Origin of the sequence: Rhizobium laguerreae, assembly GCF_019778565.1 — a bacterium.
GTDB lineage: Bacteria > Pseudomonadota > Alphaproteobacteria > Rhizobiales > Rhizobiaceae > Rhizobium > Rhizobium laguerreae.
Genome location: NZ_JAAXQT010000009.1, coordinates 80,466 through 106,602, shown reverse-complemented (window position 1 = coordinate 106,602; position 26,137 = coordinate 80,466). Strand labels below are relative to the sequence as shown.

Here is a 26,137-nt window from a genome sequence, read left to right as displayed (position 1 = left end):
ATCTGTCGTCTGGATTAAGTCGTTTGCTCATTATCGTCGAAGCGGACGTCTTGGCCGCGATGGAAAACACGCAGGATAGATACGATGTTCTCTTCCACCACAAACGCGATGCTTGCCTTGCCGCAATACCCAACGACGCGCAGTCCCGGCCGTAGGTCGTCACGCACGGCGCCGCGCTCGGGAAACGTCTCAAAGCTGAGGCAGTAATCCACGATCTGACCGACGCAGTTGCGAGCCGTCTCCGGCCCGGCCTCGTCTATCAGGTACACCAGCAGGTTTTCGAGGTCGTCGCTCGCCTGGGCGCAAAAATGACGTTGTAGTTCATGCCCTGCGCTATTTCTTGGCGTGAGCGGCTATACGGGCATCGAGCCGCCGGCGGACTTCCTCGACGGAGAGGGCGCGCTCGGGGTGGGCTTTCATCTCGTCATAAGTAGGCACGACCTCGTCGCGCAGCCATTTCTCAACGGCGGCGTCGCGGGCGGCCAAGGTGCGCAGACCGTCGCGGATGACTTCGCTCTCGGTCGCATATTCGCCGGAGCTGACTTTGGCCTTCACCATTTGCGCCATTTCCAGCGGGAGCGTGATGGTAAGGGGTTGGGTTGTACGCATAGTGTGTCCTCGGTTATCTCCTTATAACCCACCGTATGATTAAATCATACACTTTATATGTCGGCGACCCCTGGAGCGCTGATCGCGGAGACTAGCAGCTGGGCGCGGCTCTACACTTAAGCACGGACTGTGCCTCCCTCAAGCCACAGATACGCGGCGGCCGTCCAGGAGAAGCCGAGGCCGCCGCAGCCTTCTCCGGTGACAGGGTTGAAATATTCGGCGAAACCCTCCGTTTCGATCGCTGCGATCGTCGATTTCCGCAGTTCCTCGGCCGCATCCGCATGCCCATTGCGCCTGAGTCCGTCGATCAGCAGCCAGTTGATGATCGCCCAGGCGGGGCCGCGCCAGTAGCGCTTCGGCTCCCAGCTGGCGATGCCGGGTTTGGTGGTGGGGAAGGCAACTTTTAGACCCTTGGACCAGGCCTTCATTTCCGAGACCAGGGCGTTCGCAACCTGCTTGTCGAGGTCCAGCGAGAGGAGGGGGATGAAGCCGGCTTGCGTCGCGGCTTCGACATCTTTGCCGGAGACCAGGTCGCGCGAGACGAAGCGGGCAAGCTCCGGCCGCCACTGGGCCATTATCGCCGTACGGCTGCGGTCGTTGAAGGCAGCGATCTCGATCGCGTCGTCGGTCCGGCCGAACAGGCGGGCAAGATGCTCAAGGTCCTCGCCCGCCTTGAGAAGGATGGCGGTCGTCTGGATCTCGGCGACCTTGAAGGACGCCTTTTCCCATTGTTTCGCCGGATCCCAGCCACAGGCGGCATAGGTATCGACCAGATGAATGAAGCGGCGGTAATCCTCGTCGCGCGGGCGCATGTCGGCATCCACATGACCGATATCCTTACGCACGACAGGCGTGTCGGTTGTGACGGGCACGCGGGCAAGCGCGATGTCCCAGGCGGGAGAATTGTCGCTGCCGCTTTCCCAGGGATGCAGGAGTGCTACAAGCCCCGTCCCTTCAGGGTCGCGGGCGGAATACCACCAGCGGTGCCATTTCAGCGCCGCCTCGTAAAGGGGCAGGGTGCGCGTCTCGTCCTCCTTGCCGGCGACCTCATGCAGCTTGCGCAGTGCGATCGCGAAGACCGGCGGCTGGGTTATGCCGGAGGTCGGGATCGTGTGGTGCGTGCGCCAGACATCCGACCCCGGGAAATAGGTTTCGCTTGGCGCGTGGAAGACGATATGCGGGATCATTCCATCCGCCCACTGGCCCTCGACCAGCCGTTCCAGCTCGCGATAGGCGCGATCGACATCGTAGAGCGCGAAGCCCATGGCGACGAAGGCGGAATCCCAGTTCCACTGGAAGGGATAGAGCCGGTCGGTCGGCACGGTATAGCCGCCACGATCGTTCTGGGCGAGGATGCGCTTCGCCTGGTCGATATGCGTGTTCATTCTGGATGCTCCGGTATTCTTAGGCCAAAACGGCCGGAAAGGACTTGCCGCTTTCGGGCGAAAGCCAGGTGATGCGCTTTTGGTCGAGCTTTAGGCCGATCGTCTCGCCGCTCTTCACGGTCTCCGAAGCCGGCAGGATGACGCGGACCGGCTGGTCATGGATCGACCCAGTCAACAGCAGATGCGAGCCCATCGGCTCGGCAACGCGAACCCGCATTTCGAGACCCTGCGGCAGCGGCGCGAGTTCGACGGCCTCGCCGCGCAGGCCGAGGACGATTTGATCGCCGGATTCCTGCGGCGCCACGAGCCATTCGGCGCCTACCGCCACCTGGCCGTTCGAAACCGGCACCTGGATGAAGTTCATCGGCGGATTGCCGATGAAGCCGCCGACGAAACGTGTCGCCGGGTGATTGTAGATCTCGACCGGATGGCCGACCTGCTCGACCACGCCGCCATGCATGACGGCGATGCGGTCGGAGAGGCCCATCGCTTCCGTCTGGTCGTGGGTCACATAGATCGTCGTGGTGCCTGCCGATTGCAGCACGGTCTTGAGTTCGGTGCGCATTTCGAGACGGAGCAGCGCGTCGAGGTTCGAAAGCGGCTCGTCCATCAACAGAACCTTCGGTTCGACGGCAAGGGCGCGAGCGACCGCGACGCGCTGGCGCTGGCCGCCGGAAAGCTTGTTCGGGTAGCGGTCGAGATATTGTTCGATATGCAACAGGCCGGCGGCCTTTTCGACCTGCGCCTTCACGCGTGCGTCGTCGGCCTTCTGCATCCGCAGTCCGAAGGCGACGTTCTCGTAAACAGTCATATGCGGAAAGACGGCGTAGTTCTGGAAGACCATCGCAAGGCCACGATCCTTGGGAGGCAAGCCGATCACCGACTTGTCGCCGATACGGACATCGCCTGATGTTGCGGTCTCGAGGCCGGCGATGATGCGCAGCAGCGTGGTCTTGCCGCAGCCGGACGGACCGAGCAGCGAGACGAATTCGCCGTCGTCGATCGTCAACGAGACCTCTTTCAGCGCCTGGAAGGCTCCGAAACTCTTGCGGATGCGGTCGATGACAATATTGGCCATGTCTCTGGTCCCGTTATTTGGAGGAAATGCCCCAGATCGCGAAGAGGTAGCGTCTGACCGCGAAGATGAAGACGACCGAGGGAAGGATGAGCATCAGCCCCCCGGCAAAGCGATAGTGCATCGGGCTTTCCGAAAGCACGGTCAGCAGGTAGGCCGTCAGTGTGCGGTTGCGCACCGTCAGCACCGAGGCGGCAAAAACCTCGTTCCACGAGATGACGAAGGCAAAGACCGCGGTCGCGACAATGCCGGGCAGAGCGAGTGGCGCCACCACCTTGAAGAAGGCCTGGATGCGGGTGCAGCCAAACACCCAGGCGGCTTCCTCCAACTCCTTCGGCACGCCGAGGAAAATGCCCTGCGTAACGAGTGCGGCGAAAGGCAGGGCGAGGACCGTATGAATAAGGCCGACGCCGAGGATCGTATCGTAGAGGCCGAGCCGGATGAAGGAGACCGTCAGCGGCAGTGCCAGGATCGCCAGCGGGAAGGCGCGGGTCAGCAACACCAGGAGGCGGTAGCTGTCCTTGCCGCGGAAATCATAGCGGGCGAGCGCATAACCTGCCGGTGCGCCGAGCAGGATCGAAAGCCCCACCGTGATGCCGGCTGCCCCCAGCGAATTCAGGAAGGACTGGACGACGCCTTCGGTCTTCAGGAAGAGAATGAAGGGCTCGAGCGATATGCCCGTGGGAAGGCCGGTCTTCGGCCAGATATAGACGCCCTGGCGGCCGCCAAGCGCGCCGAGCGCGACCAGATAGATCGGCACCAGCACCCAGGCGCAGAGTGCGGCGATGCCGCTCCACAGCAGCCAGCGCCGCGAGGAGACGAAGCCGGCGGCGTTGCGGGTGTCCGCAGCCGTGTTGACGGTATCCGTGGTCATGGCAGGCGCTCCGGATCGACCTTCAAGGCCTTCAGATAGATGAGCGTGGCGGCAAGCGAGATGATCATGATCAGCACTGCGTAGGCGGCGGCGACGCTGTAATTCTGGTTCTGGTTCTGCCAGTTATAGGCCTCGCCGACGAGAACCGGAAAGTTGCGTCCGCCGAGCGCATAGACCACCGCGAAGACCTCGAAGGCGAGCACGGTGCGCAGGATCAACGCCGATTGCAGGGCGGGGCGGATCAGCGGCAGGGTAATGCGCCAGAAGCGCGTCCACGGGCCAGCCCCGAAGATTTCGGCGGCTTCTTTGAACTCCTTCGGCACCTGATTGAGACCAGCGACGATGATGACCATGACGATTGCCGTGCCGCGCCAGATTTCGGCAACCGCAATCGCGAGGAAGAGCGCGACCGGCGTCTGGTAGGAGAGCCAGCTTGCCTGCCTGCCGATGATGCCGAGGCCGAAGAGCAGCGAATTCAGATAGCCGGTGTTCTGCAGGATCGACAGCCAGACGAGACCGGCGGCGAGATCGGAAATGCCGAGCGGAATCGTCCAGATCCACAGGATCGTCTCCCGCCCACGGCCGACCTTGGCGACCATCGTGCCCATGGCCAGCGCAATGGCGATCTGCACCGGCACGACCGCGATCGTCAGCAGGAAGGTGTTCTTCACCGAGCGGGTGAAATTGATGTCGGTGACCATGCGCTCGGCATTTGCGAGCGATGGCGCGCCATTGTCCGAAACCGCCAGCCAGATCGTCTGTACCAGAGGCACGACGAACAACAGCGCCAGGAAGGCGACGGATGGCAGGATCAGCAGATAAGGGATCCAGGGTCGGCTGTTGGTCATCGGCTCCGGCCTAGACGAGCAGAGGGTTGAAAGAGCGCCCGGGCATTCCGCCCGGACGCTTGCTAAGCGGATTTATTGAACCGGGCAGGGGCCATCGCTCTTGGCATCGGGCGCCCAGCAGGCAGCCTTCGTGTCGGTCATCAGCTTGGCCATCGTCGCGCCTTGGGTCTTCAGCACGTCTGCAACGGGCTCGTTCTGCAGCACGATGCGCTGGAAACTATCCATGTAGACCTTGTTGAACTCGCCGCCCTTGTCGCCGAGACCGACCGGGAGCAGCGAGATGACCGCGTCCTTGGAAGCCTGGGTGGCGGTGACCGCACCGGCGAGCAGGGCGACGCCGGCATCGAGATCCGGCGGCAGCTTGACGTTCAGGGTCGGGAAGAAGCCGACCTTGGAGGCGGTCAGGAGCTGCGTCTCCGGCATGGAGAGGTGTTCGATGATTTTTTCTGCACCGGCCTTGTCGGGCGCACCCTTCGGAATGGCGAGACCGGCAACGACTGGCATGTAGCCGCGACCCTTGGGACCGGCGGGGGCGGGGAAGACGACATAATCGTCAGGTGCTGCGGAAATGGCATTCTTCAGGCGGGCGATATGATCCCAGGCGACCATGACTTCGCCGGCGGCCAGCGGCTCCTGCATGAAGTCGTAGCTGGTGGAGTTCGGTGTCACATAGGCCCACAGCGCCTTCAGCTTCTCCCAGCCGGCAGCCGCGTCGGCACTCTGGAAAGTGCGCACGACGCCTCCGGTGAACGACGGATAGAAATAGCCCTGGAAGTAACGCGCCATCAGCCCCTTCGGGCCGGCCGGGAAACCGATCTGCGGCTGGCCCGTCGCTTCCTGCATGTTCTTGCCCCACTCGATCAGCTGATCGTAGTTCAGCGCGTTCACGTCGGCGCCGGCAGGCAGGTATTGCAGGGCTTCCTTCTTGGCAGCCATCACATAGGTCGCCTGCATCCACGGGATATATTGCTGGGTCGACTTGCCGAGCTTGCCGAGGTCGAGCAGCGACTGCGGCATGCCGCTCGCTGCCAGCTTCTTTGCGAGATCGTCGAGCGGTTCGAGCGTGTCCTTGTCGGCGAGCGGCGAAAGCTCGCCATGGAGCGCACCGACGAGGCTGACGGTGTGCTTGCCAGCCTGGCGTTCGGCCTCCATGCGGACGGCAAACTGCGGCGGCTCCTCGACCACGTAATCGACCGGGCCGACGTCCTTCAGGAGTTCTTCGCGGACGACGGTCGCCTCCTCGATCGGACGAAGCTGGGTGGACACGAAAACCGTCTGGGCAAGCACCGGTGAGGCGAAGGCCAGCACGGTGGAAGCCAGAATTCCAAATGACATGATATGTTTCATCTTCTCCTCCTTCATTGTTCTTTGTTTGAGATGCACTGCTGTCTATGCCGCTCTAAGCGGACGGCGATGGCTGTCGCGATCGACAAATTCGATCGCATGAAGTTCCTGGAGTTCTTCGGCGGTTTCGCCGGCAATGGCACGCAGCAGCAGCGAGGCGAAGCTTGCGCCGAGGTGTTCGCCGGTCATACGCATCGTCGAGAGCGGCGGGCTGGTGAAGGCGCCCATCGGCAGGTCGTCATGGCCGACAATGCTGATCTGGTTGCCGCCATCGACCTCGCGCAGCGCCCGAAGCGCCCCGATCGCCATTTCGTCGGTGGCGCAGACGAGGGCGGTCGGACGCGACGGTTGGCGCAGAAGTTCGAGTGCTGCGAGATAACCGCCCTGTTCCAGCGGCGCGCCTTCGGCGCAGAGGTCGGTGGCCAGGCCGCATTCCTCCATCGCCGCCCGCCAGCCGCGGCAGCGGTCATGTGCGAAGTAATATTCCTGCGGGCCGGCGATATGGCCGATGCGGCGGTGGCCGGCAGCATGGAAGCGCAAGGTCGCGGCCCGGAAGCCGGCAAAGCCGTCGCCATCGATATAGGGATGGGGCGTCAGGCTTTCGGTGCGGCCGTTGGTGACGAAGGGAATGCCGCGCGACTGCAGGAATTCGACGCGCTCGTCCTTCCGCTTGGTGCGGACGAGAAGCATGGCATCGACGCGGCGGCCATCGACGAAGCGGCGGCAGATGTCGAGTTCGCTCTCGCCGCGCGGCACCGGTGCAATCACCAGATTGAGGCCGGCAGCAGCAAGATGTTCGGCGCAGCCGGACAACATATCGAGGAAATGCGGAGGGCCGATATGGCCGGGATCGCTCGGCAGCGTGACGGCAACGAGCTCGGCTCGCTGCTTGCGGAGGCGGCGGGCCGAAGCATTCGGCCGGTAGCCGACCCTGTCGGCGGCCTCGCGAACCCGCTCGCGCGTGGTGGCCGACACATCGGCATAACCGTCGAGCGCACGCGACACCGTGGTGATCGACAGTCCCAGCGATTGCGCGAGTTGTTTGAGATTGGCCAAGACCTTCCTCCCGAAGTGAGAAAAAGATTCTCCAAAACGTTTTGGGAGTCAAGCCAAAACGTTTTGGAACGATTATCTCTAGCCGGGAAAAGCGCGGGAGCTGTAGGAGACAGCTAGGAACGCTCAACGCAGGTTTGGCGGAACCACTATCTTGTGTATCTGGATACGCTCCGGAAGTTCGCACAGCAGTTCTGCATCTCGCGCCAGATGATGAACCTGCTCCGGATCACCTTTCGTAAACGCCGTCATCGATTCCATGTCGGCCCAGTAGGAGATCGTCGTGAACCATGTTTCATCCTTTCGATCTTCGCGCAGCAATTGGACGCCGAGTGCCGTCTTTTGTAGCGGCGGAACTCCCTCAGCGCGATTGTAAGCTTCGTATTCATCAGCAAATTCCGGCTTCGTGCGACCGCGCCAGATACGGGCGATAGTTGGAACTTTCGTCATGTTCTGCACCCCGTGACATTTGAATGAAGCAAGCCGACGGTCAAGGACGTCTGCCTCAAACGGCATGGCATCGTGGAACAGGGCACCAAGCCCTGCCAATCAGAGGCGATTATGCGCCAGGCATGCGCCAATCCGGGCATCACACCCATTCAGCCCGGAACGTCTGTTCCACGAGCAAAAGGAGATGAGTCCCACGATCGATTATTCAAGGCCCGCGTGAGCCGATCGACCCTGCCTCTGGTCTGGACTTTCTAACTCCGCTTCGGGGCTCGGCCGTTGATGGCTCGCGAGTGTGTCTATTCGATCAAAATCTAATCAACGGCGTAACCTGATTTGAAAGTCGGTTTGGTAGGCAGGGTCTCCTTCCGGGAAGTAACGTCATGATCCTTCAGTTGCAGAATGCCATTCTGGAAATGATTGCCAAAGGGGAACCGCTGGCAGCAACGATCGAGCAACTTTGCCTCAGGGTTGAGGCCGCCGTTCCTGGAATCATCGCTTCGGTGCTGACGTTTGATGGGAGTCGTCTTCACACACTTGCTGGCCCCTCCCTTCCGCCTGACTATTCAGCGGCTGTCGACAATCTTGAAGCCGGTCCTCTTGCGGGCTCCTGTGGCGCTGCCGCCTATTTCGGAGAAGCGGTCGTTGTCACCGATATCGAGACCGATCCTCGTTGGCAGGACTTCAAGTCCCTGGTCCTTCCGCTGGGGTTTAAGGCCTGCTGGTCCAGCCCGATCAAGCGTGGCGAGCGGGTGATCGGCACCTTTGCCTTCTACTATCGAGAACACGGCGGTCCGAAGGCCGTCGAACGAGACCTCGTCGAAGCTTGTGTCCATCTCTGCACAATCGCCATCGATCGCGAAGAACGGGTGATGGAACGTCAGCGGCTGACATATAGCGACGCCATGACGGGACTGTCTAATCGCGCTCGTTTCAACCAGCTTCTCGCCGAAGAGCTGCCTCGATCCCGGCGCGCCTGGGGCATCCTGCTTGTTGACATCGACAACTTGAAACTCGTGAACGACACGTTCGGGCACGCAGCCGGCGACGCATTGATTCAAGTGGTTGCAGACCGGATCGCCGCAACAGCAGGCGCCAAAAACACCTTTAGGCTTGGCGGAGATGAGTTTGCTGTCATTGTGTCGGACGACAAAGACCTTGATCTGAGTGCGAGGGCCTCCGACATCCTCAAACCGCTGTCTTCTCCTTCAACGTGCGACGGTCATGTCGTCTTTCCCGCCGCGACGATTGGCGGTGCGTTGGCAGAGACCGAAACAAACCCTGACCAGATCCGCCAGAACGCCGATGTGGCGCTCTATCATGCGAAAGAACACAACCGCGGTCGATACGTGCAACACTATCCCGGCCTGGGCACCGCCCTGACCAGACGCTTCAGGGCGGTTCGGGACGTGGGCGTCGCCCTGGAAGACGATAGGATCGACGCGCATTACCAACCGATCTTGCGCCTTGATACGCGGGAAATTGTCGGTTTCGAAGCCTTGTGTCGAATGACCACGCCTTCAGGCGAAATCATAGCCGCAGCGCATTTCCATGAGGCGACAAAAGACGCGCATATTGCTGCTGAGCTGACCCAACGGATGTTGCTGAGGGTTGCGAGAGACATCCGCAGCTGGCTCGCCCGGGGCCTTCCTCTCCAGCATGTCGGCATCAACCTGTCCGCCGCAGATTTTCGTGGCGGCAATCTGCAAGACAGGCTGTGCCGAATTTTCGGGGAAGCGGAGGTTCCTCTCAAGCATATCATCCTCGAAGTGACGGAATCGGTTTATCTCGGACAACGGGACTATGTCGTAGCGGACGAGATAAAGGCTCTTCGGTCCAGGGGTTTGCGGGTTGCCCTCGACGACTTCGGCACGGGCTACGCGTCTTTGACCCATCTGCTGACGGTGCCGGTCGACATCATCAAGATCGACAAGTCCTTCATCGACCGCATGGTGCCGGGCGACGCTGGGACCTTCATCGTTGAGGGCCTGATCGGAATAGCTCACAAGCTGGGGATCCGGGTCGTCGCAGAAGGCATTGAAACAGAACCCCAAGCTGTTCAATTGAGCCAGCTCGGCTGCAAGCTCGGGCAGGGCTATCTGTTTTCGAAAGCAGTCGATCGAACGGTTGCCGCGGCCATTTTAGAGCAGCATGGACAACGGCTCAACCAAGACAAGCCCCGTGCCGGAGCCCGATAGCCTGAGCGAGGTTTTCGCGCTCGGGCCAGCCCCGGATAGCTGAGACAACGCTTGAGTACCAAGATTATTTTGAACGGATCAGAGATGCGAAAACGGATACATGTCAGCCAATTGCGGGTAGGAATGTATGTCGAGGACGTCGAAATCGAGGGAGAAGACAGGACACGCCGGTTCAAGCCGTTCCTGATCTCGGCCGCCGGTCAGGTCGAGAGTTTGATGGCAAACCGCCTGATGACGGTTGTTATCGACGTCGGAAAAGGCGCGGATGTCGACCCGGGCGGGGCACAGGACATCGACCGGACTGCGTTTGAAGCCCAGCTTCGTGCCGTGTTTTCGGCAAAGGATATCAAGCAGGCGAGGGAATGCGTCGAGGATACGAGACCGCAGATCCGTCAAATGCTTGCCCACGCCAGGATCAAAGCCTCTTTCGCCAGTGATGCGGCAAGCGCAGCTGTGGAGCGGATCATGTCGGCAGCCTTCGACAATGCCGGCGCGCTTATCGCAGTCGCAAAGCTGAAGGAAAAAGATGAACTGACGTTTCTCCACTCGCTGGCGGTTAGCGCATTGATGATCACCCTAGGGCGCAGCCTCGGTCATGGAGAAGAGGATGTGCGGGTCCTGGGACTCGGCGGACTGGTTCACGATCTTGGAAAAATGGCGCTGCCGGACGAGATTTTGACGAAACCCGGCAAGCTGACGGCCGAGGAAATGGATCTTGTCCGCGGGCATCCTCAGCGGGGATATGAGCTGGTTTCCCATGTCGCGCATATCCCGAAGCCGGTGCTCGACATTTGTCGCTACCACCACGAAAAATTCGATGGCTCGGGCTATCCTGGCCGGCTCGCCGGAAAGAAGATCCCTTACGTAGCCCGGCTTGCGGCGATTTGTGACGTTTACGAAGCGCTGACCACAATCAGGCCGTATAAGCGCGCCTTCTCGCAAGCAGAGGCGATCAACATGATGATGAATTCGCCGGGCCATTTCGATAGCCAGCTTCTTTCCGCATTCGTGTCAAAAATGGTGATCAGCGGCACGCTCCACTAAAGCCGTACGGCGGTCGCACTGGGGGAACATGGTGAGAAGCGATATTCTGCTGGCAGGGGCGATCTTGCTTTCCGCGATCATCGTTGGTGGCGCGATCCTCATCCGCCCCTCCGATTTTGATCGATGCCTGGCGGTGATTTCCGCCGAGATCTATCGCCGGGATCAAACGGCGACGCTGGATCCGCGTGAGGTCGAAGCGCAAGCCGCACGCATCTGCTCAGGCAACGAGCCGAAATAGATGGGCACCCAGAGCCATCACGAGCCCCGTCTGTTGGAATCTCATCAGGGCGCTGGAGTGTTCTTGGAGTTCACCGCTTCCCGGAAATGACGGGGGGTCGTACCCGTTCGCTCCTTGAAAATCTCGTAGAAGCGACTGCTGGAACCAAACCCGCAGTCAAAACCGATCTGGAGGACCGGATCGTCCGTGTCCGTCAGTAGCTGCATCGCCCGGGCAATCCGATGTCGGGTCAGGTATTCGTTGACTGATATTCCCAAAACCTTTCGGAAAGCGCTGTTGGCGGTGCTTGGATGCATTCCCGCAAGCTTGGCGAGATCGGCTACGCTTACCGGATCTGCGTAGCGGGAATTGATGAGGTCGATCAGCAGCTCGACGTGGCGCACCGCGTGGCCGGCCAACGATGTCGGAGAGACATGGGTCGGCGAATTGTCGCATTCAGCATTGTCCAGGATCAGACGCCGTATTCGCAGTCGTGCTTCCTCCACGACCAGTTTCCGTCTTGCCGCACTGCCGCACTGCCATTCCTTTTCCCATCGTGGGAGGGTCGAAGCATCCATCGTTTCCTGATTTCCCTGCGCCAGAAATCTCCCCTGCATGATCGACTGCCTTGCCTTTCTGTCCACCGGCAGACTCAGGAAATCGACAAGAGGAAGATAGAGGCACACCAGCGGGGCGTTTTCGGCAACAGCGATCGTCTGATGCGGAATCGCGGCCCAGAATAAGACCAGGCGGCCGGCCTCCACCTGTTCCCGCCTTCCATTAAAAAGGTAGGTCATCTGGCCGGCCATGAGCAGGTTTATTTCAACATGGTCGTGCCAATGCGGTGCTGCCATCGCATCAGCGATGTGACGCTCGACCAGGAACTCCCCTCGGGATCCAATCCATTCGCCGCGGCTTTGGGTATGTTTCATGCGTCCAAGACTCGAATTCCGGAATTAATAGGCCGATGCCGGGAGGAAATTCTGACCTAGAAGGAGCACTAAGCAATCACAACCGATAGGGAGATTGCAATGCCGAAGATTTGCCTGGTAGGCGCTGGTAGCACCGTTTTTGCACAGAACATTCTGGGAGACGTCCTGTCCTCGCAGAGAGGCGGCGACTACGTCATCAGCCTCTTCGACGTCGATCCAGAGCGACTGAAGACATCAGAGATCGTCGCTCGCCGGATCTGCGAGTCGCTTAAGCTTTCAAACGTCAGGATCGACGCCACGCTCGACCGGCGGGAAGCGCTGCGCGGTTCCGATTTCGTGATCCTCATGATGCAGGTCGGTGGCTACAAACCGGCGACCGTCACGGACTTCGACATTCCAAACAAATATGGCTTGCGTCAGACGATCGCCGACACCCTTGGCATCGGCGGCATTTTCCGCGGTTTGCGGACGATACCAGTCCTTGAGGCGATCTGCCGAGACATGGAGGAGGTCTGCCCGCAGGCTCTTCTGATGCAGTACGTCAACCCGATGGCCATCAACTGCTGGGCGATCAAGGATCTGGCCCCGGAAATCCGCACCGTCGGCTTGTGTCACAGTGTGCAGCACACAGCCGGGCATCTCGCCCAATGCCTCGGCGAGGACATTGCCGACGTGAACTATGTTTCGGCTGGGATCAACCACGTCGCCTTCTTCCTGAAATATGAGAAAATTCATAGCGACGGACGGCGGGAAGATCTTTATCCGAGACTGAACGCTCTCGCCGCCGATGGCCGCGTTCCGCCGGACGATCGGGTGCGGTTCGATGTTCTCAAACGGCTCGGCCACTTCGTCACCGAATCCAGCGAGCATTTCTCCGAGTATACCTCCTGGTACATCAAGGAGGGACGAGGGGACCTGATCGATCAGCTCAATATTCCGTTGGACGAATACATCCGGCGCTGCGAGGTGCAGATCAAAGAGTGGCATGCCCTTCGCAAGGAACTGGAAGGCGATAAGCCGATCGAGGTGTGCCGCAGCAACGAATACGCGGCCGGCATCATTCATGCCGCGGTAACTGGCAACCCGGCGCTGATATACGGCAATGTCCCAAACAACGGCCTGATCGAGAATCTGCCCGATGAATGCATCGTGGAAGTGCCTTGCCATGTCGACAGAAATGGAATTCAGCCGGTCCGGGTCGGTCGGATCCCTTCTCAGCTTTCCGCCGTCATGAACCTGAGCGTTTCGGTTCAACAGTTGACGGTCGAGGCGGCTCTTACAAAAAACCGCGAGCGCATCTACCAGGCCGCTCTGCTCGATCCGCATACGTCTGCGGAACTGTCGCCAGACCAAATCTGGAACCTTGTCGACGACCTGATCGTCGCACACGGCGATTTGCTGCCGAGATATCAGTGAGATCCCGTGGATAAGCCAGCCACAAGCGTATGGCATTCGTTTAGACGCGCCGTGAATTCACGGCGCGTTTTTTTCATTCCAGCCATCATCCGATAAATCACAAAACGTCAGAAAATTGATTGACACTGATCATTTGAAATGAAACCATGATCGAAATTGGGATCGGCCGTGAGGGAGGTTTTCGTTGAGCCAGGCAGTTGGAGTGAAGGTCGATCGATTGGATGCCATTCGCAGCCACCTCTACGCGAACGGCTTTTCGACCATTCAGGCGCTTGCCGATGCGATCGGAGCATCGCTTGCCACGGTTCGTAGAGACCTGCAGATCCTTGAGCAGGAAGGCGCCATTGATCGCGTGCATGGTGGAGCGCGCATTGCCGAAGGATCGTCGGTTGAGGTTGCATTTCAGGAGCGCGAAAAGCGCCACCTGTCAGCCAAACGGGCGATTGCCACCGCGGCCTATGGCTTGCTTCATCCGCGTACGGCGATCTTTCTCGACGCGGGAACCACCGTCCTGCAGCTTGCGCGCCTCGTTCGCATCAACCCCATGCCGCTCAGGATATTCACCAACGGCCTGACGGTAGCGCAGGAATTCCTGAATATTCCGAATTTGGAGGTGGTGCTTCTCGGCGGTCAGCTGCGTAGCGAAAATGCGTCGCTCGTCGGACCTCAGGCGGAGGCAATGCTGGAAACATTATGGTTCGACCAGCTCTTTCTTGGCGCCAGCGCCATCAGCTCCGACGGCGCGATCTACAGCGTGGACAGTGCGGAGGCGAGCCTTAACCGGCGCATGCTGGCTCGGTCGGCCAATCGTTTCGTTCTGGCCGATTCCTCGAAATTCGGAACCACCGCGACCTACAAGGTCGCACCGCTGGACACCGCGAAAGTCATTACCGATTCCGGGCTTTCGCGGCATTGGCGTGACGAGCTCGTCAACTTCGGCGTCGACGCAACGATCGCGGATCTGAGGGCGAAAGAGTGAGCGACGCGCTGATCCTCGGCATCGATGGTGGCGGAAGCAAGGTGCTGGTTGCCCTCGCGGACAAGCGTGGCCGGATATTGCGGCGTTCCCGCGGCCATGGCGTCAATCCCATGGACAATCCGAATTGGCTCCATGAGCTGGAGCAGCATCTCCTTCCCTTTCGCGATGAAGGAAATCTGGCGGCCGTCGCCGCAGCGCTGCCCGCCTACGCCGAGGTTGAGCGCCTGTCGGCTCTACAGCGCGATGCGATCGAGCGGCTGTTCCCAAACGTCCACCGGCGCGTCCTCAACGATGTGGACGCGGCGCACCTCGGTGCTTTTGCGGGCGAGCCGGGTATCCTCATTCTTTCCGGCACGGGTTCAATGGCATGGGCGCGTAACTCCGAAGGCCGATCGGCGCGCACCGGCGGCTGGGGAGATCTCATCGGTGACGAGGGCAGCAGCCATTGGATCGGGCAGAGGGCGCTCAATCTCGTCAGCCAAAGCTTGGATGGGCGTGCTTCGGCAACAGCTCTCGCGAAGGCCCTGTTTGACCACCTTCGCATCGACTTGAGCAATCCCATGAATGGGCTCGGCGATTGGGCCAGCTCCCTGGCAAACCCACGGGCGGACATTGCAGCAATTTCGACCCTCGTCGATCAGGTCGCACTTGGCGGCGATAAAGGGGCGGTCGGGTTGATCGAGCAGGCGGCCGATGAACTGGCGAAGCATCATGCGGCAATTGCCGGCCATTGTGATCCGGATGCCGACTGGACCTATGCCGGCGGTACTTTTTCGAGCCGACTTCTTTTGGAGGCGCTTGAACGGCGAATTGGCAGGCCTGCGGCTTTGCCGAAACTTCCCCCGATTGGCGGCGCGCTCCTGGCTGCCGCCCAACTTCTCGACTGGCCGTTAGACGACGGCTGGTTCGGGCAAATCGTGGCCACGGCCGAAGGCGGTGACTGCGCATCCCAGTAATTGAGCTCAAGAATAATGAAGGATGGGAACATGCATAAATTGATCTTGCCTCTACTTGCATCGGCGGCCTTGGCAATCGCCGCACCGGCTCTTGGCCAGGACGCCAAGCCGCTTGCCGGTCAGTCGATCACGGTGCTCATGCCATCGCCGCAGGGACCGAACATCGCCGCTGACTTCGAGGCCGAAACCGGCATTCACGTCGACCTGCAGACTCTGTCGTGGGACGACATCCGCCCGAAGCTGGTGACAGCCTTGGTTGCCGGTACAGCGCCAGCGGATGTGACCGAATTCGATTGGTCCTGGACCGGTCAGTTCAGCGCGGCCGGTTGGTATATGCCGCTCAACGACGTGATCGACGCCGATACGGTGAAAGATATCGGCGTTGCCAAGATCTTCACGGTCGACGGCAAATTATTGGGAATTCCCTACACCAACGACTTCCGGGTGATGCTCGTCAACAAGAAGCATTTCACGGATGCAGGCATCACCGAGATACCGAAAACATTGGACGCCCTGGTCGCTGCAGCCAAGAAGATCAAGGAAAAAGGCATTGTCGAATATCCGATCGGCCTGCCGGTTTCGGCAACCGAAGGCGCGTCGACGAGCTGGTACCTGCTGACGAAGGCCTTCGGTGGCGAACTCTTCGACAAGGATTTCAATCCGCTCTTTACCTCGCCGGATTCGGCTGGTTACAAGGCGCTTGCTTTCGAATTGATGCTTCTCAAGGACGGGCTGGTCGATCCGGCGTCAACCGGCCTGAAGGACAGCCAAATCAATGAGAGCATGTTCGCGCAGGGCATCACCAGCATCATGATTTCCGGCGAGCCTGGTCGTCTCGGCCAGATGAACGATCCCAAGCAGTCGAAAGTCGCCGGCCAGGTAGAAGCGATCCTCGTGCCGACGGCAAGCGGTGAAACGCGCAGTTTCGGCCTTCCGGAAGCGCTGGCTATTCCAAACGTCTCTCCCAACAAAGAGGCGGCGATCGCTTTCGTCAAATGGTTCACCAGCAAGGACTTCCAGAAGCAGAATGCTGTAAATGGCTTCCTGCCGACACGCACGTCGGCGCTTTCCGAACTGAACGAATCCGGAAAGCTGAACAGCGGCGACGCTCTCGTGGCGCAGTCGAAGACGGTTGAGCCGCTGTTCCCGCAGGGCACGCCGCCTTGGTACCCGCAATTTTCCAGCGGCGTAAACACGGCGATCAACAGCGCTGCCAAGGGACAGATGAGCGTCGACCAGGCGATGGAGGCCATCGCTTCCGCCGCCAAGCAGGCGATGGCGCAATGACCGCTTTGGCGTCCGAAGGGGCCACGAGCAAGAGTGGGGTCGGCTTCAACGCCGACGCCACGCTCGGCTTGCTGTTGGTGTCGCCCATCGTTCTCACGATGGCAGCTTTGGTCTTCTACCCGATGGGAAGAACCGTCTGGGACAGCCTGCACAGGGTCAACCCCATGCAGGCCGGCACGCCATTCGTTGGCCTGGAAAACTACAGCCGAATGCTTTCGGATGGCCAGCTCGCGACGACCTGGAGCAACACGCTGACATACGTTGTTCTGGCCGTCGTGGCCGAAACCGTGTTCGGCGTTCTTGCTGCCGCTCTCATCAATCAGATCAAGGTCGGGCGACAGTGGGTGCTCGCAGCGGTGATCTTGCCCTGGGCGCTGCCCGGCGTTGTGAATTCGGTCATTTGGCTTTGGATTTATCAACCGGGCGCGGGCCTGTTGAACGGCATCCTTTCGGCGCTCGGGCTCCCCTTCGAAAATCACGTCTGGTTCAACGATCGCACCAGCGCCATCGTCGCCGTAACGGTGGTCCACGTCTGGCGCATGATGCCTTTGACGATCGTCATCGTCCTTGCCGCGATGCAGAGCATCCCTGTTCATCTCTATGAGGCTGCACGGATCGATGGAGCCACGCGCGTTCAGATGTTCGGGTGGGTAACGCTTCCGCTGGTTCGCAGTGCGATCGCTGTCGCCATGACCAACGCAACCGTGAACGCTTTCAATCTCTTCGACGAGGCCTGGGTTCTGGCGGGCGCCAGCCTCGAGACCCGACCGGTGCTCGTCCAGATCTACCTCGAAACCTTCCAGAATCTCCGCTTCTCGTATGGCATGGCGCTATCGGTCGTGATCACTCTCGTGTCTCTGCTGATTTCGCTGGTCTACGTCCTTCGTGTCTATCGCAACACACGGTTCGACTGATGAGATCCACTATTGCCTATCGAATGATGATTTGGACAGGTGTCGTCGTCCTGTTGATCTGGTCTCTGGGGCCGATCTACTGGACCATCGCAAGTTCGGTAACGCCCAGCGAAGACTTTTCAACCCGACCAATCAACTTCTTTCCGCAGCACTTTACGCTCGATCACTACTCGCGGCTGCTTGGCATCAATATTGCGCGGATCGGAGGTGTGGAGGTGTTCAAACAGTTCCGGGCCGCGTTGCTGAATAGCGTGGTGACATCGATCGCCGCCACGCTGCTTTGTGTCGCGATATCTTCTCTGGGGGCGTACGGGTTCACCAGGCTTCAGTTTCCTGGCCGCAAAGCGCTTTTTGTCGCCGTTGTCGCGACGCTGGCCATTCCCGCCTACGCTGTCTTGATCCCGCTCTATCAGATCATGATCAAGCTGCATCTCGTCGATACCTATCTGGGTGTTTCGCTGATCTATGTCTCGGCCTTCCTGCCTCTGTCGCTCTGGCTGTTGCGGAGCGTGTTCGAAGCTCTTCCGATCGCACTGGAGGAAGCGGCGCAACTCGACGGAGCGGGCCGGCTCTACATCTTCTTCAACATCGTCCTGCCGTTGGCCGGACCGGGTCTGACGGCAGCGGCAATCCTTACGTTTCTGGGCGCCTGGGGACAGTATCTCGTACCGCTCATTTTTTCGCCGCAGGCGACGAAGCCGCTAACGGTTCTGATTCCGGAATTCGTAACGAAGAACTTCATCGACTACGGCCTCATCACCGCGAGCGGCTCGATCGCCATCGTCATCCCCGCCCTCGTCGTCATTTTCCTCAACCGTTACCTCGTCAGCGGCCTTCTGGCTGGTTCCGTCAAATAATCGGAGACTTCATGAACACGACCGAAAAAGTCATTTTCGAGCAATTTCCCTATTGGGAGAAGGCCATTGGATTGAATTCAGCCGACGACCGCGCGGAGCTGCTGGTCTTCGTCGGTTGCGGCACCTCCTTCAATCTTGCACTCTCGCTGGCAGCCTATGCCAATATGGCCGGACGCAAGGCAATCGCGGTCCCTGGTGCGGAATGGCAAAACCGGCCCTCGGCCTTCTGGCCGGAGTGGCGCAACACACACGTCGTTGCGCTTTCCCGAAGCGGCGAGACGACGGAGACAGTCGCCGCGGCAAAGGCAAGCCGCGCCGCCGGCGCCTTCGTGACGGCGATAACCGTCGAACCGGAAAGCTCTCTCGCGAAAAATTGCGATCGGATGATCGCGGCCGAAACCCATCCGGACGAAGGTATCGTCATGACGGTATCGGCTAGCCTCATGGTCCTTCTCGGTTTGCAGATGATCGGGCAGAAGGTTCCTGCCTCTGTCGTGAATTCCGCCCGCCAGCTCGCGAGCGCTCTCGATGCGGCGCTTCCTGGAATTATCGCCGACCGGTCGCACTTCGTCTTTCTCGGTGGCGGGCCGCTCTTCGGCATCGCCCTGGAGGGAGCGCTCAAGCTCATGGAAATGAGCCAGATCATGACCCAGGCCTTCCACCCGCTGGAATACCGTCATGGGCCGGTCAGCCTCGTTGACGCAAAGACGGTTGCGGTCATGCTGTACAGCTCCGACCAGAGGGAGGCGGAGACGAAACTGGTGGGAGAACTGAGAGAAAAAGGCGCGGTCGTCGTCGGTGTGGGTGGTCCAGGCGATCTGGAACTCGCCGTCGATGTCGATCTGTCGCTTGCGGGCCTCGTTGTCCTTCCGGCGCTGCAGGTCCTCGGCGAACGCGCCGCGCAGGCCCGGCAAATCGACACGGTCTCTCCTCGTCACCTGACGAAGGTTGTAACGCTCGCATGACGTCGATCGAAGAAAACCGCCAGACCGCGCTGCGAAAGCTTTTCGGTGCCCGAAACCTGCCTTTTCCCCATGGCGTCACTTCGGTCTGCTCGGCGCATCCGCTGGTCATCGAGGCAGCCCTTCGGCGTGCCGGCATGGAGCACCGGGCGGTCCTCATCGAAGCCACCTGCAATCAGGTCAATCAGGAGGGCGGCTATACCGCGATGACGCCGGCGGACTTTCGCCGGTTCATCGAGGACATCGCCGCAGCGGCTGACTTTCCAGCCGAACGCATCATCCTCGGAGGCGATCACCTCGGCCCCAACCCCTGGAGAAAACTGGCGGCCGAGGAGGCAATGCTGCGCGCCGCGGCTATGGTGACGGCCTATGTCGAGGCAGGGTTCGAAAAGATTCACCTGGACGCGTCGATGGGCTGTGCCGGTGAACCAGCGGCGCTCGATGACGAATTGACCGCGGCGCGGGCCGCTCGATTGGCAAAGGCCGCTGAGGAGGCCGCTCTTCGTTCAGGCCGCCCTCCGCCGGTCTATATCATCGGAACCGAGGTGCCGCCTCCAGGTGGTGCAACGCACGCACTCGAAGACATCGAAATTACCCGGGCCTATGCGGCGATGAAAACGCTGGCGGTTCACAAGGCGTCGTTTGCCGAAGCAGGTTTGGCGCCGGCGATGGAGCGGGTCATTGGGATCGTGGTTCAGCCGGGCGTGGAATTTGGCAACACCGACGTGGCGCTCTACAAGCCTGAACGGGCCACGAGCCTCATTCGTTCGCTGGACGACATGCCGGGCTTGGTTTTCGAAGCACATTCCACCGACTACCAGCCGGCCGAAGCGCTATCTGCTCTCGTCGACGGCGGCTTTGCGATCCTCAAGGTCGGACCAGGGCTGACTTTCGCGCTGCGCGAAGCGCTGTACGGCCTCGATGCGATTGCTGACGTGCTTACAGGGAGGACGCCACGAGCCGGACTGGTGAGGACCATGGAAAAAATCATGGTCGAACAACCGGCAAGCTGGGCGGCCCATTATGGCGGCAGTCCCGATGAGCAGCGACTGCAACGGCATTTCAGCTATAGTGATCGAATTCGCTATTACTGGCCGGATCCCCGCGCATCCGCCGCGGTCGGCGAATTGTTCAGCCGGCTCCCCGATGAAATTCCCGAAACTCTGATCAGCCAATATCTCGGCCGACTCTATTCCGACGTGGTTTCAAAGCGGGTCGCTCCGAAGGCCCGCGAACTCTGCCTTGCTGCGATCGACGCGGTACTGGCGCCTTATTCAGCCGCCACGGCAAGCCGATGAGCAATCGACGCCGTGTCAGACGAGCGGCTGCGTCCCGAAGATACCAACATTCAGCCGGAGAAAGTTATGGCGTCAGTAAATGTGGCGAATGCCCGCAAGAGCTACGGTCACTTCGAAGTTCTGCATGGAGTGGATATTGATATCCAAGACGGAGAATTCGTGATCCTGGTCGGTCCGTCCGGGTGCGGGAAGTCGACATTGTTGCGGATGATCGCCGGCCTCGAAGAGATTTCAGCCGGCCGGATATCGATCGGCAGCAAGGTCGTGAACAATGTCGCGCCAAAAGAACGCGATATCGCGATGGTTTTCCAATCCTACGCGCTCTACCCCCATCTGACAGTCGAGGCGAATATGGGTTTTTCGCTGAAGCTGGCGAAAGCCCCAAAGGAACAGACCAGGCAACGTGTTCGGGAGGCCGCTGAAATTCTGGGGCTCGGGCATCTGCTCGACAGATATCCGAAAAACCTGTCGGGTGGCCAACGTCAACGTGTGGCGATGGGCCGTGCCATCGTTAGAAATCCGCAGGTCTTCCTGTTTGACGAACCATTGTCGAACCTGGACGCGAAGCTGCGTGTGCAGATGCGTTCGGAAATCAAGCAACTGCACCAGCGACTGAAGACAACGACCATTTACGTCACCCACGATCAGATCGAGGCCATGACGATGGCCGATCGGATTGTTGTGATGCGGGACGGCTTCGTCGAGCAGATAGGCTCGCCACTCGATCTCTACGACCGGCCGGCAAACCTCTTCGTTGCGGGCTTCATCGGTTCGCCGGCGATGAACCTTATTCGAGGCCAGGTCAGCACTTCAGGGCCGCTGGAGTTGATCGCGGACGGCGGAGGTAGGCTGCCACTGCCCGAAGCAGCGTCATTGGAACGCGGTGCACAGCTTATCTACGGCATTCGCCCTGAGCATCTCACAATCGGACAAGGTCCCGTTGCCGTTGAGGTCGTTCTCGTCGAGCCCACCGGCGCTGAGATCCAGGTCACCACGAAGTTTGGTGAGGATCATCTTGTTGCGACGGTAAGGGAGCGCCTTGATCTCCGCGCCGGCGACCGGATCGTCATTGCCCCGGATCTCAGTAAACTGCATCTGTTCGACGCAAAAACCGAGCAACGGTTGAAGTCTGTCTAACGTGACTATTTTCTCGGGATGGCGGAACGCGGAGGTCAAACTGATGACAGGTCGGAGAGTTCGCCAACGCTGGCCAATGGTTCGTTGAAAGTCAGCGTTCAAGGCTGCCGGCGGCGGCGATTATCTCCGCCGCAGTCGGGAAGATGCCAAGACCGTTCGGCCCGTCCAGCGCCTCGATTTGCGACCAGGCGATGGTGCCGTTCGCATTGACCAGGAAGTGCCCGACGAGCTGGGTAGCGTGGTTCGCCAAGATCGCCATATCGGCTTCATCAAGCTCGAAGCGGTCCTTGGCGTTGAGTATAGTATTGGCTTCCATGGGTTGTAGCAATTCCGGCAACTCGCCCGTGGGGTTGATGCGCGCCGCCTGGAACTGCGCCATCGTCGCGCTATAAGGCCATTCGGGCTGCTTGCTGCTCCCATCGGGCAGGAACTCAGCATGGGGCACACCATAGGCCCGATGTGTGTGGCAGTCGGGATCGCATAGCAGCGTTACTGGCGTCGGACGGTGGCGGAAATACAGGCGAGCGCGTTCTACCGGTGTGTTGATAACGGCCACGGTCTCCACTCCGGCGGCGCGCAGGGTGGGCTGTATGCCAGCAAGCTGTTCGACCTGGCGCCGGCAGAACGGGCAGTGCAACCCGCGAAAGAACCCGATCACGAACGGGCGACCGCTCAAATCGGCGAAAGAGACGGTTCCGTCGAAGTTGGCCGTGGCGAGCGCGAAGGCGGGGGCGGTTTCTCCTGGTTGCAGCGGGCGTTTCTGGTCTTCCATGGAATAGTTCCTTTGTCGTATCGTCCAGGTAGACGACCGAAATTTAACTATATCACTTGTCGCAAGAAGGCCCAGCGTTCGATGCTGAGATCGCCGAATGTGGTTCGGCATGCCATTTGGCCTTCCGACCGGCGTCGAGAGCCTTGCCGGTATCGATCGCCGCTCCTATCTTATTTAGAATAGACTGATGGAGCAACGAGATGGCGGAGCTTGTGGCCGACACTCTAATCGACATGACGATCGAGATCATTCCACCGGAAGACACAAAGGAACAACCCGATAGTCGTGCTTGCCTTTGCTGTAAGCGCCGGCGTCAGTGGATGGACGATGACGGCTGCGGCATCTGTGAGGAATGCTTGGCCTCCTGATCGACAAATGAAGGGCACAAGGCGATGGCAATCCGCAGCGCCGGACTTCTGCTATACCGGCGTGTTTCCAGCGACATCGAAGTGCTTCTCGTCCATCCGGGCGGCCCTTTTTGGGCTGGGAAAGACGAGGCTGCGTGGTCGATCCCGAAGGGGCTGGTCGAACCTGGAGAAGATGAGCTTGCGGCGGCAATAAGGGAGACGGCCGAAGAGCTGAGTGTAGCAGTCGATGGCAGGTTCACACCGTTGGGCGAATACCGACAACCCGGCGGAAAGATAGTCGTCGCGTGGGCGATCGAAGCCGATCCGATACTCGACGTGAATGCGATACAAAGTTGCCAATTCGAAATGGAATGGCCACCACGGTCGGGCCAGGTAAAGAGCTTTCCTGAAGTCGATCGGGCGGGGTGGTTTTCCCCTCCCGACGCAGCCATAAAGCTGTTGAAAGGGCAGCGATCGATGCTTGCCGACCTCCTGACACATCTGGAATGATAGGCTCGAATTATTGATTGAGCCGCGCCATTTCGCTGCACCCATGCATGACGTGCGCGGCAGCCATGAGTTGCTTCTGAAGACAGCCATCCTATCTGACAGTCACCGCCATATGACTGAAATCGAGAAATCGAGCTGCGATCCGCCTTGAGCACGCGCGAGGAGACAATCATGAACGGCATTTCCAAAACCCTGAACGACATGACGCTTGTCGAACGCTCGAGCCTGCTCGACACCGTCGCCGATGCCTTGGAAGCAACGGCCGAGGAGGCGGAAGGTGAGGGCGACACCCGCTTCGTCGCCAACTCCATCTGCGTCGCCAATACGATTCGCGGTCTATCCGGGGACATGACGCCCCGCGATCTGCAGGCGGCCGAGTTGCTCCTTGAGCAGGGCATCATGCTCGTCCACCAGTTCTCGAACCGGGCGAAGACGAACGGAATGATCCACTAACAGTGAGCGAGGCGCTCCCGTCAGCAATGCGCTCTGTCAGTGTGACGGAGGCTGAAGGATTGAGATAAAGCCGTTGATCCGTACCGGGGAATAGCGGATGCCGCCGGCCCCTGGCGAGAACGAGTGGTCTCCGCTGCGGCAAACCGCGGCAGCGGGAGAATTGCAAACACGCCAGGGAAGGCTTTATTTCCAATGGATTGCCGGTTCAATGCGCTACCGTGTCGAGTGGCCGATATAGCAGGGTTCACCTTTGTTCGGTCAGGAGCAGCGTAATGCAGCCTGGTCGCACAGGCCTTGCCGTCTGCTTGATGGTGGCTGCCGCTTTTTTAAATAGTTTCGACGCGGTCATTGTGCGTTTGCTGGCCGGCGACGTGCATCCCTTGATGATCGGCTTTTTCCGGTCGTTTTTCGGGCTTCTTGTCGTCACGCCCTGGATCGTGTCACGGGTCGACCTGAAATCCTCTCCCTATCGTGTTCTGCATGTCGTGCGTGCAGGTCTGAAGCTTGCCTCACTGGTTGCTTTGTTCGTCGCCTTTGCGCACGCGCCACTCGCCGATGCCACGGCGATCAATTTCACCATGCCCATGTTTCTCGTTCTCGGCGCGTGGCTGGTGCTCAAGGAGCATGTCGGCATCTCCAGCGTGGCCGGCATTGTCGCAGGTTTTATCGGCGTCATGATCATCATTCGCCCTGGAGCGTCCGGTTTCGACCAATGGCTGCTTTTTGCGCTGGCAGGAGCGGTCTTGACGGCGGCCAGCCAATTGATGCTGCGGCGGATGGCGTTGAGGGATAGTGCCGACCGGCTGGTTGCATGGAATCTGATAGCGACGGTGCCGCTTGGCCTGATCATCATGCTGCCGGTCTGGTCAATGCCGACCTGGAGCCAACTCGGACTGCTTGCCCTGCAAGGGGCACTCGGCGCGCTCAACATGACACTGATCACGCGCGCCTTCGGTATGGCGGCCGCAAGCGTTCTGGCACCGCTCGACTTTCTCCGACTGCCCGTCGTGGCCCTTATGGCCTTCTCATTTTTCTCGGAAGTTCCGGCCGCACAGACGTGGATCGGCGCGGCGGTGATCATCGGCGCGGCCATTATCGGAACGCGCGGCATGACATGGCGACGCAAGCCGCCGGTTGACAAGCCCTGATCATTTTTGGGGTTCACAAAAATTTTAGATGCACTAATATTTCAGTTCTAGCGACTAGTCGTCGAGCTGTGCCTGTTGCCGGAGGGGTATCACAGGCAGCACAGACGAAGACGAAACCGGACATCACGACCCCCATGGGGTTCACTCGGGAGGAGTGCATGAAGAGTTTCATCGGCAAACGCGCGATCGCCAGTGGCGTATCGCTCGTGGTGCTTATCGTCATCGTGTTCTTCCTGTCCCGGCTGACGGGCGATCCGACCGACCTCTATCTGCCGATCGATGCGACCACCGAAATGCGCCAGCAATTCCGTGAGATGAACGGTTTCAACGATCCGTTGATCATCCAGTTCGGTCGTTATGTCTCGGATCTTGCCCAAGGCAATTTCGGTCAGTCACTGCGACAGGCCCGTCCGGCCATGGATGTCGTGCTGGAGGCTTTCGTCTGGACCTTCTGGCTGGCTGTCATCACCATGGCGCTGGTCACGGTCGCCGCTATCGTCATCGGTTCGCTCGCGGCGTTTCGTGTCGGCGGCGTCTTCGACCGTCTCGCCACTTTCTTCTCGCTGATCGGCGCTGCGGCGCCGGACTTCTGGCTGGCCATCGTGGCGATCGTCATTTTCGCTGTCAAACTGCATGTCCTGCCGACATCGGGAACAGGAACGTTCTGGCACTGGGTCCTGCCGGTCAGCGTGCTGTTCATCCGGCCTTTCGGCCTGATCCTGCAGGTGGTCCGCGGCTCGATGATCAGTGTTCTGTCTTCCGCCTATGTGAAGACGGCCCGCGCCAAGGGGGTCCGATCGAAATCAATCATCTTCATTCACGGACTGCGCAACGCCATGCTGCCGGTGATCACCGTCATCGGCGACCAGGCGGCCGCCATCTTGAACGGTGCCGTCGTCGTCGAGACTGTTTTTGGCTTTCCGGGCATCGGCAAGCTGATGATCGATTCCATTTTGCTTCGCGATTTCGCCGTCGTGCTGGCCGTCATCATGGTCTCGGCACTGGCGATCTTCATCATGAACCTGTTGATCGACATCGCCTATGCGCTGCTCGATCCACGCATCCGGTATTGAGC

Annotated in this window: 27 protein-coding genes; 16 read left to right on the top strand and 11 right to left on the bottom strand. The window is 59.9% G+C overall.

What is annotated here, in order from left to right; translation table 11 throughout:
* Positions 1-14: 14 nt before the first annotated feature.
* The 9 genes from HFO71_RS25420 to HFO71_RS25380 all read right to left on the bottom strand — a co-directional run bounded on the left by HFO71_RS25420 (position 15) and on the right by HFO71_RS25380 (position 7,638).
* Positions 15-269: a type II toxin-antitoxin system RelE/ParE family toxin gene (locus HFO71_RS25420; RefSeq protein WP_231285628.1), complete on the bottom strand. Its 255-nt coding sequence runs from the start codon at positions 267-269 to the stop codon at positions 15-17.
* A gap of 64 nt (positions 270-333) precedes the next feature.
* Entirely contained in the window at positions 334-609 is a 276-nt protein-coding gene (locus HFO71_RS25415; protein WP_131641119.1) for a ribbon-helix-helix domain-containing protein, read from the bottom strand.
* Positions 610-725: 116 nt separating this feature from the next.
* A complete protein-coding gene (locus tag HFO71_RS25410; RefSeq protein ID WP_168255594.1) occupies positions 726-1,994 on the bottom strand; it encodes an MGH1-like glycoside hydrolase domain-containing protein in 1,269 nt (422 codons plus the stop codon).
* A gap of 19 nt (positions 1,995-2,013) precedes the next feature.
* Positions 2,014-3,072, bottom strand: coding sequence for an ABC transporter ATP-binding protein (locus HFO71_RS25405; protein ID WP_131663458.1), 1,059 nt, complete (start codon positions 3,070-3,072; stop codon positions 2,014-2,016).
* Positions 3,073-3,085: 13 nt separating this feature from the next.
* Entirely contained in the window at positions 3,086-3,943 is an 858-nt protein-coding gene (locus HFO71_RS25400; protein WP_025397415.1) for a carbohydrate ABC transporter permease, read from the bottom strand.
* Positions 3,940-4,791, bottom strand: coding sequence for a carbohydrate ABC transporter permease (locus HFO71_RS25395; RefSeq protein WP_020046945.1), 852 nt, complete (start codon positions 4,789-4,791; stop codon positions 3,940-3,942). The genes HFO71_RS25400 and HFO71_RS25395 overlap by 4 nt, the downstream gene beginning before the upstream one ends.
* 72 nt (positions 4,792-4,863) lie before the next feature.
* Entirely contained in the window at positions 4,864-6,138 is a 1,275-nt protein-coding gene (locus tag HFO71_RS25390; protein ID WP_077980661.1) for an ABC transporter substrate-binding protein, read from the bottom strand.
* Between the two features lie 42 nt (positions 6,139-6,180).
* Entirely contained in the window at positions 6,181-7,191 is a 1,011-nt protein-coding gene (locus HFO71_RS25385; protein WP_168274640.1) for a LacI family DNA-binding transcriptional regulator, read from the bottom strand.
* Between the two features lie 123 nt (positions 7,192-7,314).
* On the bottom strand, positions 7,315-7,638 hold the full coding sequence (locus tag HFO71_RS25380) for an antibiotic biosynthesis monooxygenase family protein (protein ID WP_025397412.1): 324 nt from the start codon (positions 7,636-7,638) through the stop codon (positions 7,315-7,317).
* Positions 7,639-8,018: 380 nt separating this feature from the next.
* On the opposite strand from HFO71_RS25380, the gene HFO71_RS25375 reads away from it, so the two are divergent.
* The 3 genes from HFO71_RS25375 to HFO71_RS25365 all read left to right on the top strand — a co-directional run bounded on the left by HFO71_RS25375 (position 8,019) and on the right by HFO71_RS25365 (position 11,115).
* The gene (locus HFO71_RS25375; RefSeq protein ID WP_221984940.1) at positions 8,019-9,833 is read left to right on the top strand and encodes a putative bifunctional diguanylate cyclase/phosphodiesterase; all 1,815 of its coding nucleotides are present in this window, start codon (positions 8,019-8,021) and stop codon (positions 9,831-9,833) included.
* Between the two features lie 84 nt (positions 9,834-9,917).
* Positions 9,918-10,877, top strand: a complete 960-nt coding sequence (locus HFO71_RS25370; RefSeq protein ID WP_170269202.1) for an HD-GYP domain-containing protein — start codon at positions 9,918-9,920, stop codon at positions 10,875-10,877.
* Positions 10,878-10,905: 28 nt separating this feature from the next.
* On the top strand, positions 10,906-11,115 hold the full coding sequence (locus HFO71_RS25365; protein WP_184501631.1) for a hypothetical protein: 210 nt from the start codon (positions 10,906-10,908) through the stop codon (positions 11,113-11,115).
* A gap of 44 nt (positions 11,116-11,159) precedes the next feature.
* Here HFO71_RS25365 and HFO71_RS25360 read toward each other — a convergent pair whose 3' ends face one another.
* Positions 11,160-12,026, bottom strand: coding sequence for a helix-turn-helix domain-containing protein (locus HFO71_RS25360; protein WP_221984941.1), 867 nt, complete (start codon positions 12,024-12,026; stop codon positions 11,160-11,162).
* Positions 12,027-12,125: 99 nt separating this feature from the next.
* On the opposite strand from HFO71_RS25360, the gene melA reads away from it, so the two are divergent.
* From melA to HFO71_RS25315, 9 genes are all read left to right on the top strand, one after another.
* Positions 12,126-13,442, top strand: a complete 1,317-nt coding sequence (gene melA, locus HFO71_RS25355; protein ID WP_221984942.1) for an alpha-glucosidase/alpha-galactosidase — start codon at positions 12,126-12,128, stop codon at positions 13,440-13,442.
* Between the two features lie 184 nt (positions 13,443-13,626).
* The gene (locus tag HFO71_RS25350) at positions 13,627-14,421 is read left to right on the top strand and encodes a DeoR/GlpR family DNA-binding transcription regulator (protein WP_077980668.1); all 795 of its coding nucleotides are present in this window, start codon (positions 13,627-13,629) and stop codon (positions 14,419-14,421) included.
* Positions 14,418-15,377 (top strand): N-acetylglucosamine kinase, encoded by a 960-nt coding sequence (locus tag HFO71_RS25345; RefSeq protein ID WP_221984943.1) that lies wholly within the window; start codon positions 14,418-14,420, stop codon positions 15,375-15,377. Before HFO71_RS25350 ends, HFO71_RS25345 begins: the two co-directional genes overlap by 4 nt.
* Before the next feature lie 30 nt (positions 15,378-15,407).
* Positions 15,408-16,664 (top strand): ABC transporter substrate-binding protein, encoded by a 1,257-nt coding sequence (locus HFO71_RS25340; protein WP_168255599.1) that lies wholly within the window; start codon positions 15,408-15,410, stop codon positions 16,662-16,664.
* Positions 16,661-17,578, top strand: a complete 918-nt coding sequence (locus HFO71_RS25335) for a carbohydrate ABC transporter permease (RefSeq protein WP_168255600.1) — start codon at positions 16,661-16,663, stop codon at positions 17,576-17,578. The genes HFO71_RS25340 and HFO71_RS25335 overlap by 4 nt, the downstream gene beginning before the upstream one ends.
* 23 nt (positions 17,579-17,601) lie before the next feature.
* On the top strand, positions 17,602-18,435 hold the full coding sequence (locus HFO71_RS25330; RefSeq protein ID WP_221988603.1) for a carbohydrate ABC transporter permease: 834 nt from the start codon (positions 17,602-17,604) through the stop codon (positions 18,433-18,435).
* 11 nt (positions 18,436-18,446) lie between these two features.
* Positions 18,447-19,400, top strand: a complete 954-nt coding sequence (locus HFO71_RS25325) for an SIS domain-containing protein (protein ID WP_168285802.1) — start codon at positions 18,447-18,449, stop codon at positions 19,398-19,400.
* The gene (locus tag HFO71_RS25320; RefSeq protein ID WP_131641131.1) at positions 19,397-20,695 is read left to right on the top strand and encodes a D-tagatose-bisphosphate aldolase, class II, non-catalytic subunit; all 1,299 of its coding nucleotides are present in this window, start codon (positions 19,397-19,399) and stop codon (positions 20,693-20,695) included. The genes HFO71_RS25325 and HFO71_RS25320 overlap by 4 nt, the downstream gene beginning before the upstream one ends.
* 66 nt (positions 20,696-20,761) lie before the next feature.
* Positions 20,762-21,832 (top strand): ABC transporter ATP-binding protein, encoded by a 1,071-nt coding sequence (locus HFO71_RS25315; RefSeq protein WP_131641187.1) that lies wholly within the window; start codon positions 20,762-20,764, stop codon positions 21,830-21,832.
* 91 nt (positions 21,833-21,923) lie between these two features.
* On the opposite strand, the gene HFO71_RS25310 is transcribed toward HFO71_RS25315, so the two are convergent.
* On the bottom strand, positions 21,924-22,604 hold the full coding sequence (locus HFO71_RS25310) for a redoxin domain-containing protein (RefSeq protein WP_131641132.1): 681 nt from the start codon (positions 22,602-22,604) through the stop codon (positions 21,924-21,926).
* 392 nt (positions 22,605-22,996) lie between these two features.
* Between HFO71_RS25310 and HFO71_RS25305 the strand changes: the two genes are divergently transcribed.
* The 4 genes from HFO71_RS25305 (at position 22,997) to HFO71_RS25290 (ending at position 26,135) form a co-directional block, all read left to right on the top strand.
* Complete coding sequence (locus tag HFO71_RS25305; protein WP_131641133.1) at positions 22,997-23,461, top strand: NUDIX hydrolase; 465 nt, start codon at positions 22,997-22,999, stop codon at positions 23,459-23,461.
* A gap of 171 nt (positions 23,462-23,632) precedes the next feature.
* Complete coding sequence (locus HFO71_RS25300) at positions 23,633-23,914, top strand: hypothetical protein (RefSeq protein ID WP_025397396.1); 282 nt, start codon at positions 23,633-23,635, stop codon at positions 23,912-23,914.
* Between the two features lie 272 nt (positions 23,915-24,186).
* Entirely contained in the window at positions 24,187-25,062 is an 876-nt protein-coding gene (locus HFO71_RS25295; RefSeq protein ID WP_077980674.1) for a DMT family transporter, read from the top strand.
* Between the two features lie 158 nt (positions 25,063-25,220).
* Complete coding sequence (locus tag HFO71_RS25290; protein ID WP_077980675.1) at positions 25,221-26,135, top strand: ABC transporter permease; 915 nt, start codon at positions 25,221-25,223, stop codon at positions 26,133-26,135.
* Positions 26,136-26,137: the final 2 nt, after the last annotated feature.

Bases quoted from the DNA above. Each gene is read 5' to 3' on its own strand.
- HFO71_RS25395 (WP_020046945.1), bottom strand. From the start codon at position 4,791: ATGACCAACAGCCGACCCTGGATCCCTTATCTGCTGATCCTGCCATCC.
- HFO71_RS25335 (WP_168255600.1), top strand. From the start codon at position 16,661: ATGACCGCTTTGGCGTCCGAAGGGGCCACGAGCAAGAGTGGGGTCGGC.
- HFO71_RS25405 (WP_131663458.1), bottom strand. From the start codon at position 3,072: ATGGCCAATATTGTCATCGACCGCATCCGCAAGAGTTTCGGAGCCTTC.
- HFO71_RS25375 (WP_221984940.1), top strand. From the start codon at position 8,019: ATGATCCTTCAGTTGCAGAATGCCATTCTGGAAATGATTGCCAAAGGG.
- HFO71_RS25410 (WP_168255594.1), bottom strand. From the start codon at position 1,994: ATGAACACGCATATCGACCAGGCGAAGCGCATCCTCGCCCAGAACGAT.
- HFO71_RS25340 (WP_168255599.1), top strand. From the start codon at position 15,408: ATGCATAAATTGATCTTGCCTCTACTTGCATCGGCGGCCTTGGCAATC.
- HFO71_RS25390 (WP_077980661.1), bottom strand. From the start codon at position 6,138: ATGAAACATATCATGTCATTTGGAATTCTGGCTTCCACCGTGCTGGCC.
- HFO71_RS25300 (WP_025397396.1), top strand. From the start codon at position 23,633: ATGAACGGCATTTCCAAAACCCTGAACGACATGACGCTTGTCGAACGC.
- HFO71_RS25380 (WP_025397412.1), bottom strand. From the start codon at position 7,638: ATGACGAAAGTTCCAACTATCGCCCGTATCTGGCGCGGTCGCACGAAG.
- melA (WP_221984942.1), top strand. From the start codon at position 12,126: ATGCCGAAGATTTGCCTGGTAGGCGCTGGTAGCACCGTTTTTGCACAG.
- HFO71_RS25315 (WP_131641187.1), top strand. From the start codon at position 20,762: ATGGCGTCAGTAAATGTGGCGAATGCCCGCAAGAGCTACGGTCACTTC.
- HFO71_RS25295 (WP_077980674.1), top strand. From the start codon at position 24,187: ATGCAGCCTGGTCGCACAGGCCTTGCCGTCTGCTTGATGGTGGCTGCC.
- HFO71_RS25370 (WP_170269202.1), top strand. From the start codon at position 9,918: ATGCGAAAACGGATACATGTCAGCCAATTGCGGGTAGGAATGTATGTC.
- HFO71_RS25400 (WP_025397415.1), bottom strand. From the start codon at position 3,943: ATGACCACGGATACCGTCAACACGGCTGCGGACACCCGCAACGCCGCC.
- HFO71_RS25305 (WP_131641133.1), top strand. From the start codon at position 22,997: ATGGCAATCCGCAGCGCCGGACTTCTGCTATACCGGCGTGTTTCCAGC.
- HFO71_RS25330 (WP_221988603.1), top strand. From the start codon at position 17,602: ATGATGATTTGGACAGGTGTCGTCGTCCTGTTGATCTGGTCTCTGGGG.
- HFO71_RS25360 (WP_221984941.1), bottom strand. From the start codon at position 12,026: ATGAAACATACCCAAAGCCGCGGCGAATGGATTGGATCCCGAGGGGAG.
- HFO71_RS25365 (WP_184501631.1), top strand. From the start codon at position 10,906: ATGGTGAGAAGCGATATTCTGCTGGCAGGGGCGATCTTGCTTTCCGCG.
- HFO71_RS25290 (WP_077980675.1), top strand. From the start codon at position 25,221: ATGAAGAGTTTCATCGGCAAACGCGCGATCGCCAGTGGCGTATCGCTC.
- HFO71_RS25310 (WP_131641132.1), bottom strand. From the start codon at position 22,604: ATGGAAGACCAGAAACGCCCGCTGCAACCAGGAGAAACCGCCCCCGCC.
- HFO71_RS25320 (WP_131641131.1), top strand. From the start codon at position 19,397: ATGACGTCGATCGAAGAAAACCGCCAGACCGCGCTGCGAAAGCTTTTC.
- HFO71_RS25325 (WP_168285802.1), top strand. From the start codon at position 18,447: ATGAACACGACCGAAAAAGTCATTTTCGAGCAATTTCCCTATTGGGAG.
- HFO71_RS25415 (WP_131641119.1), bottom strand. From the start codon at position 609: ATGCGTACAACCCAACCCCTTACCATCACGCTCCCGCTGGAAATGGCG.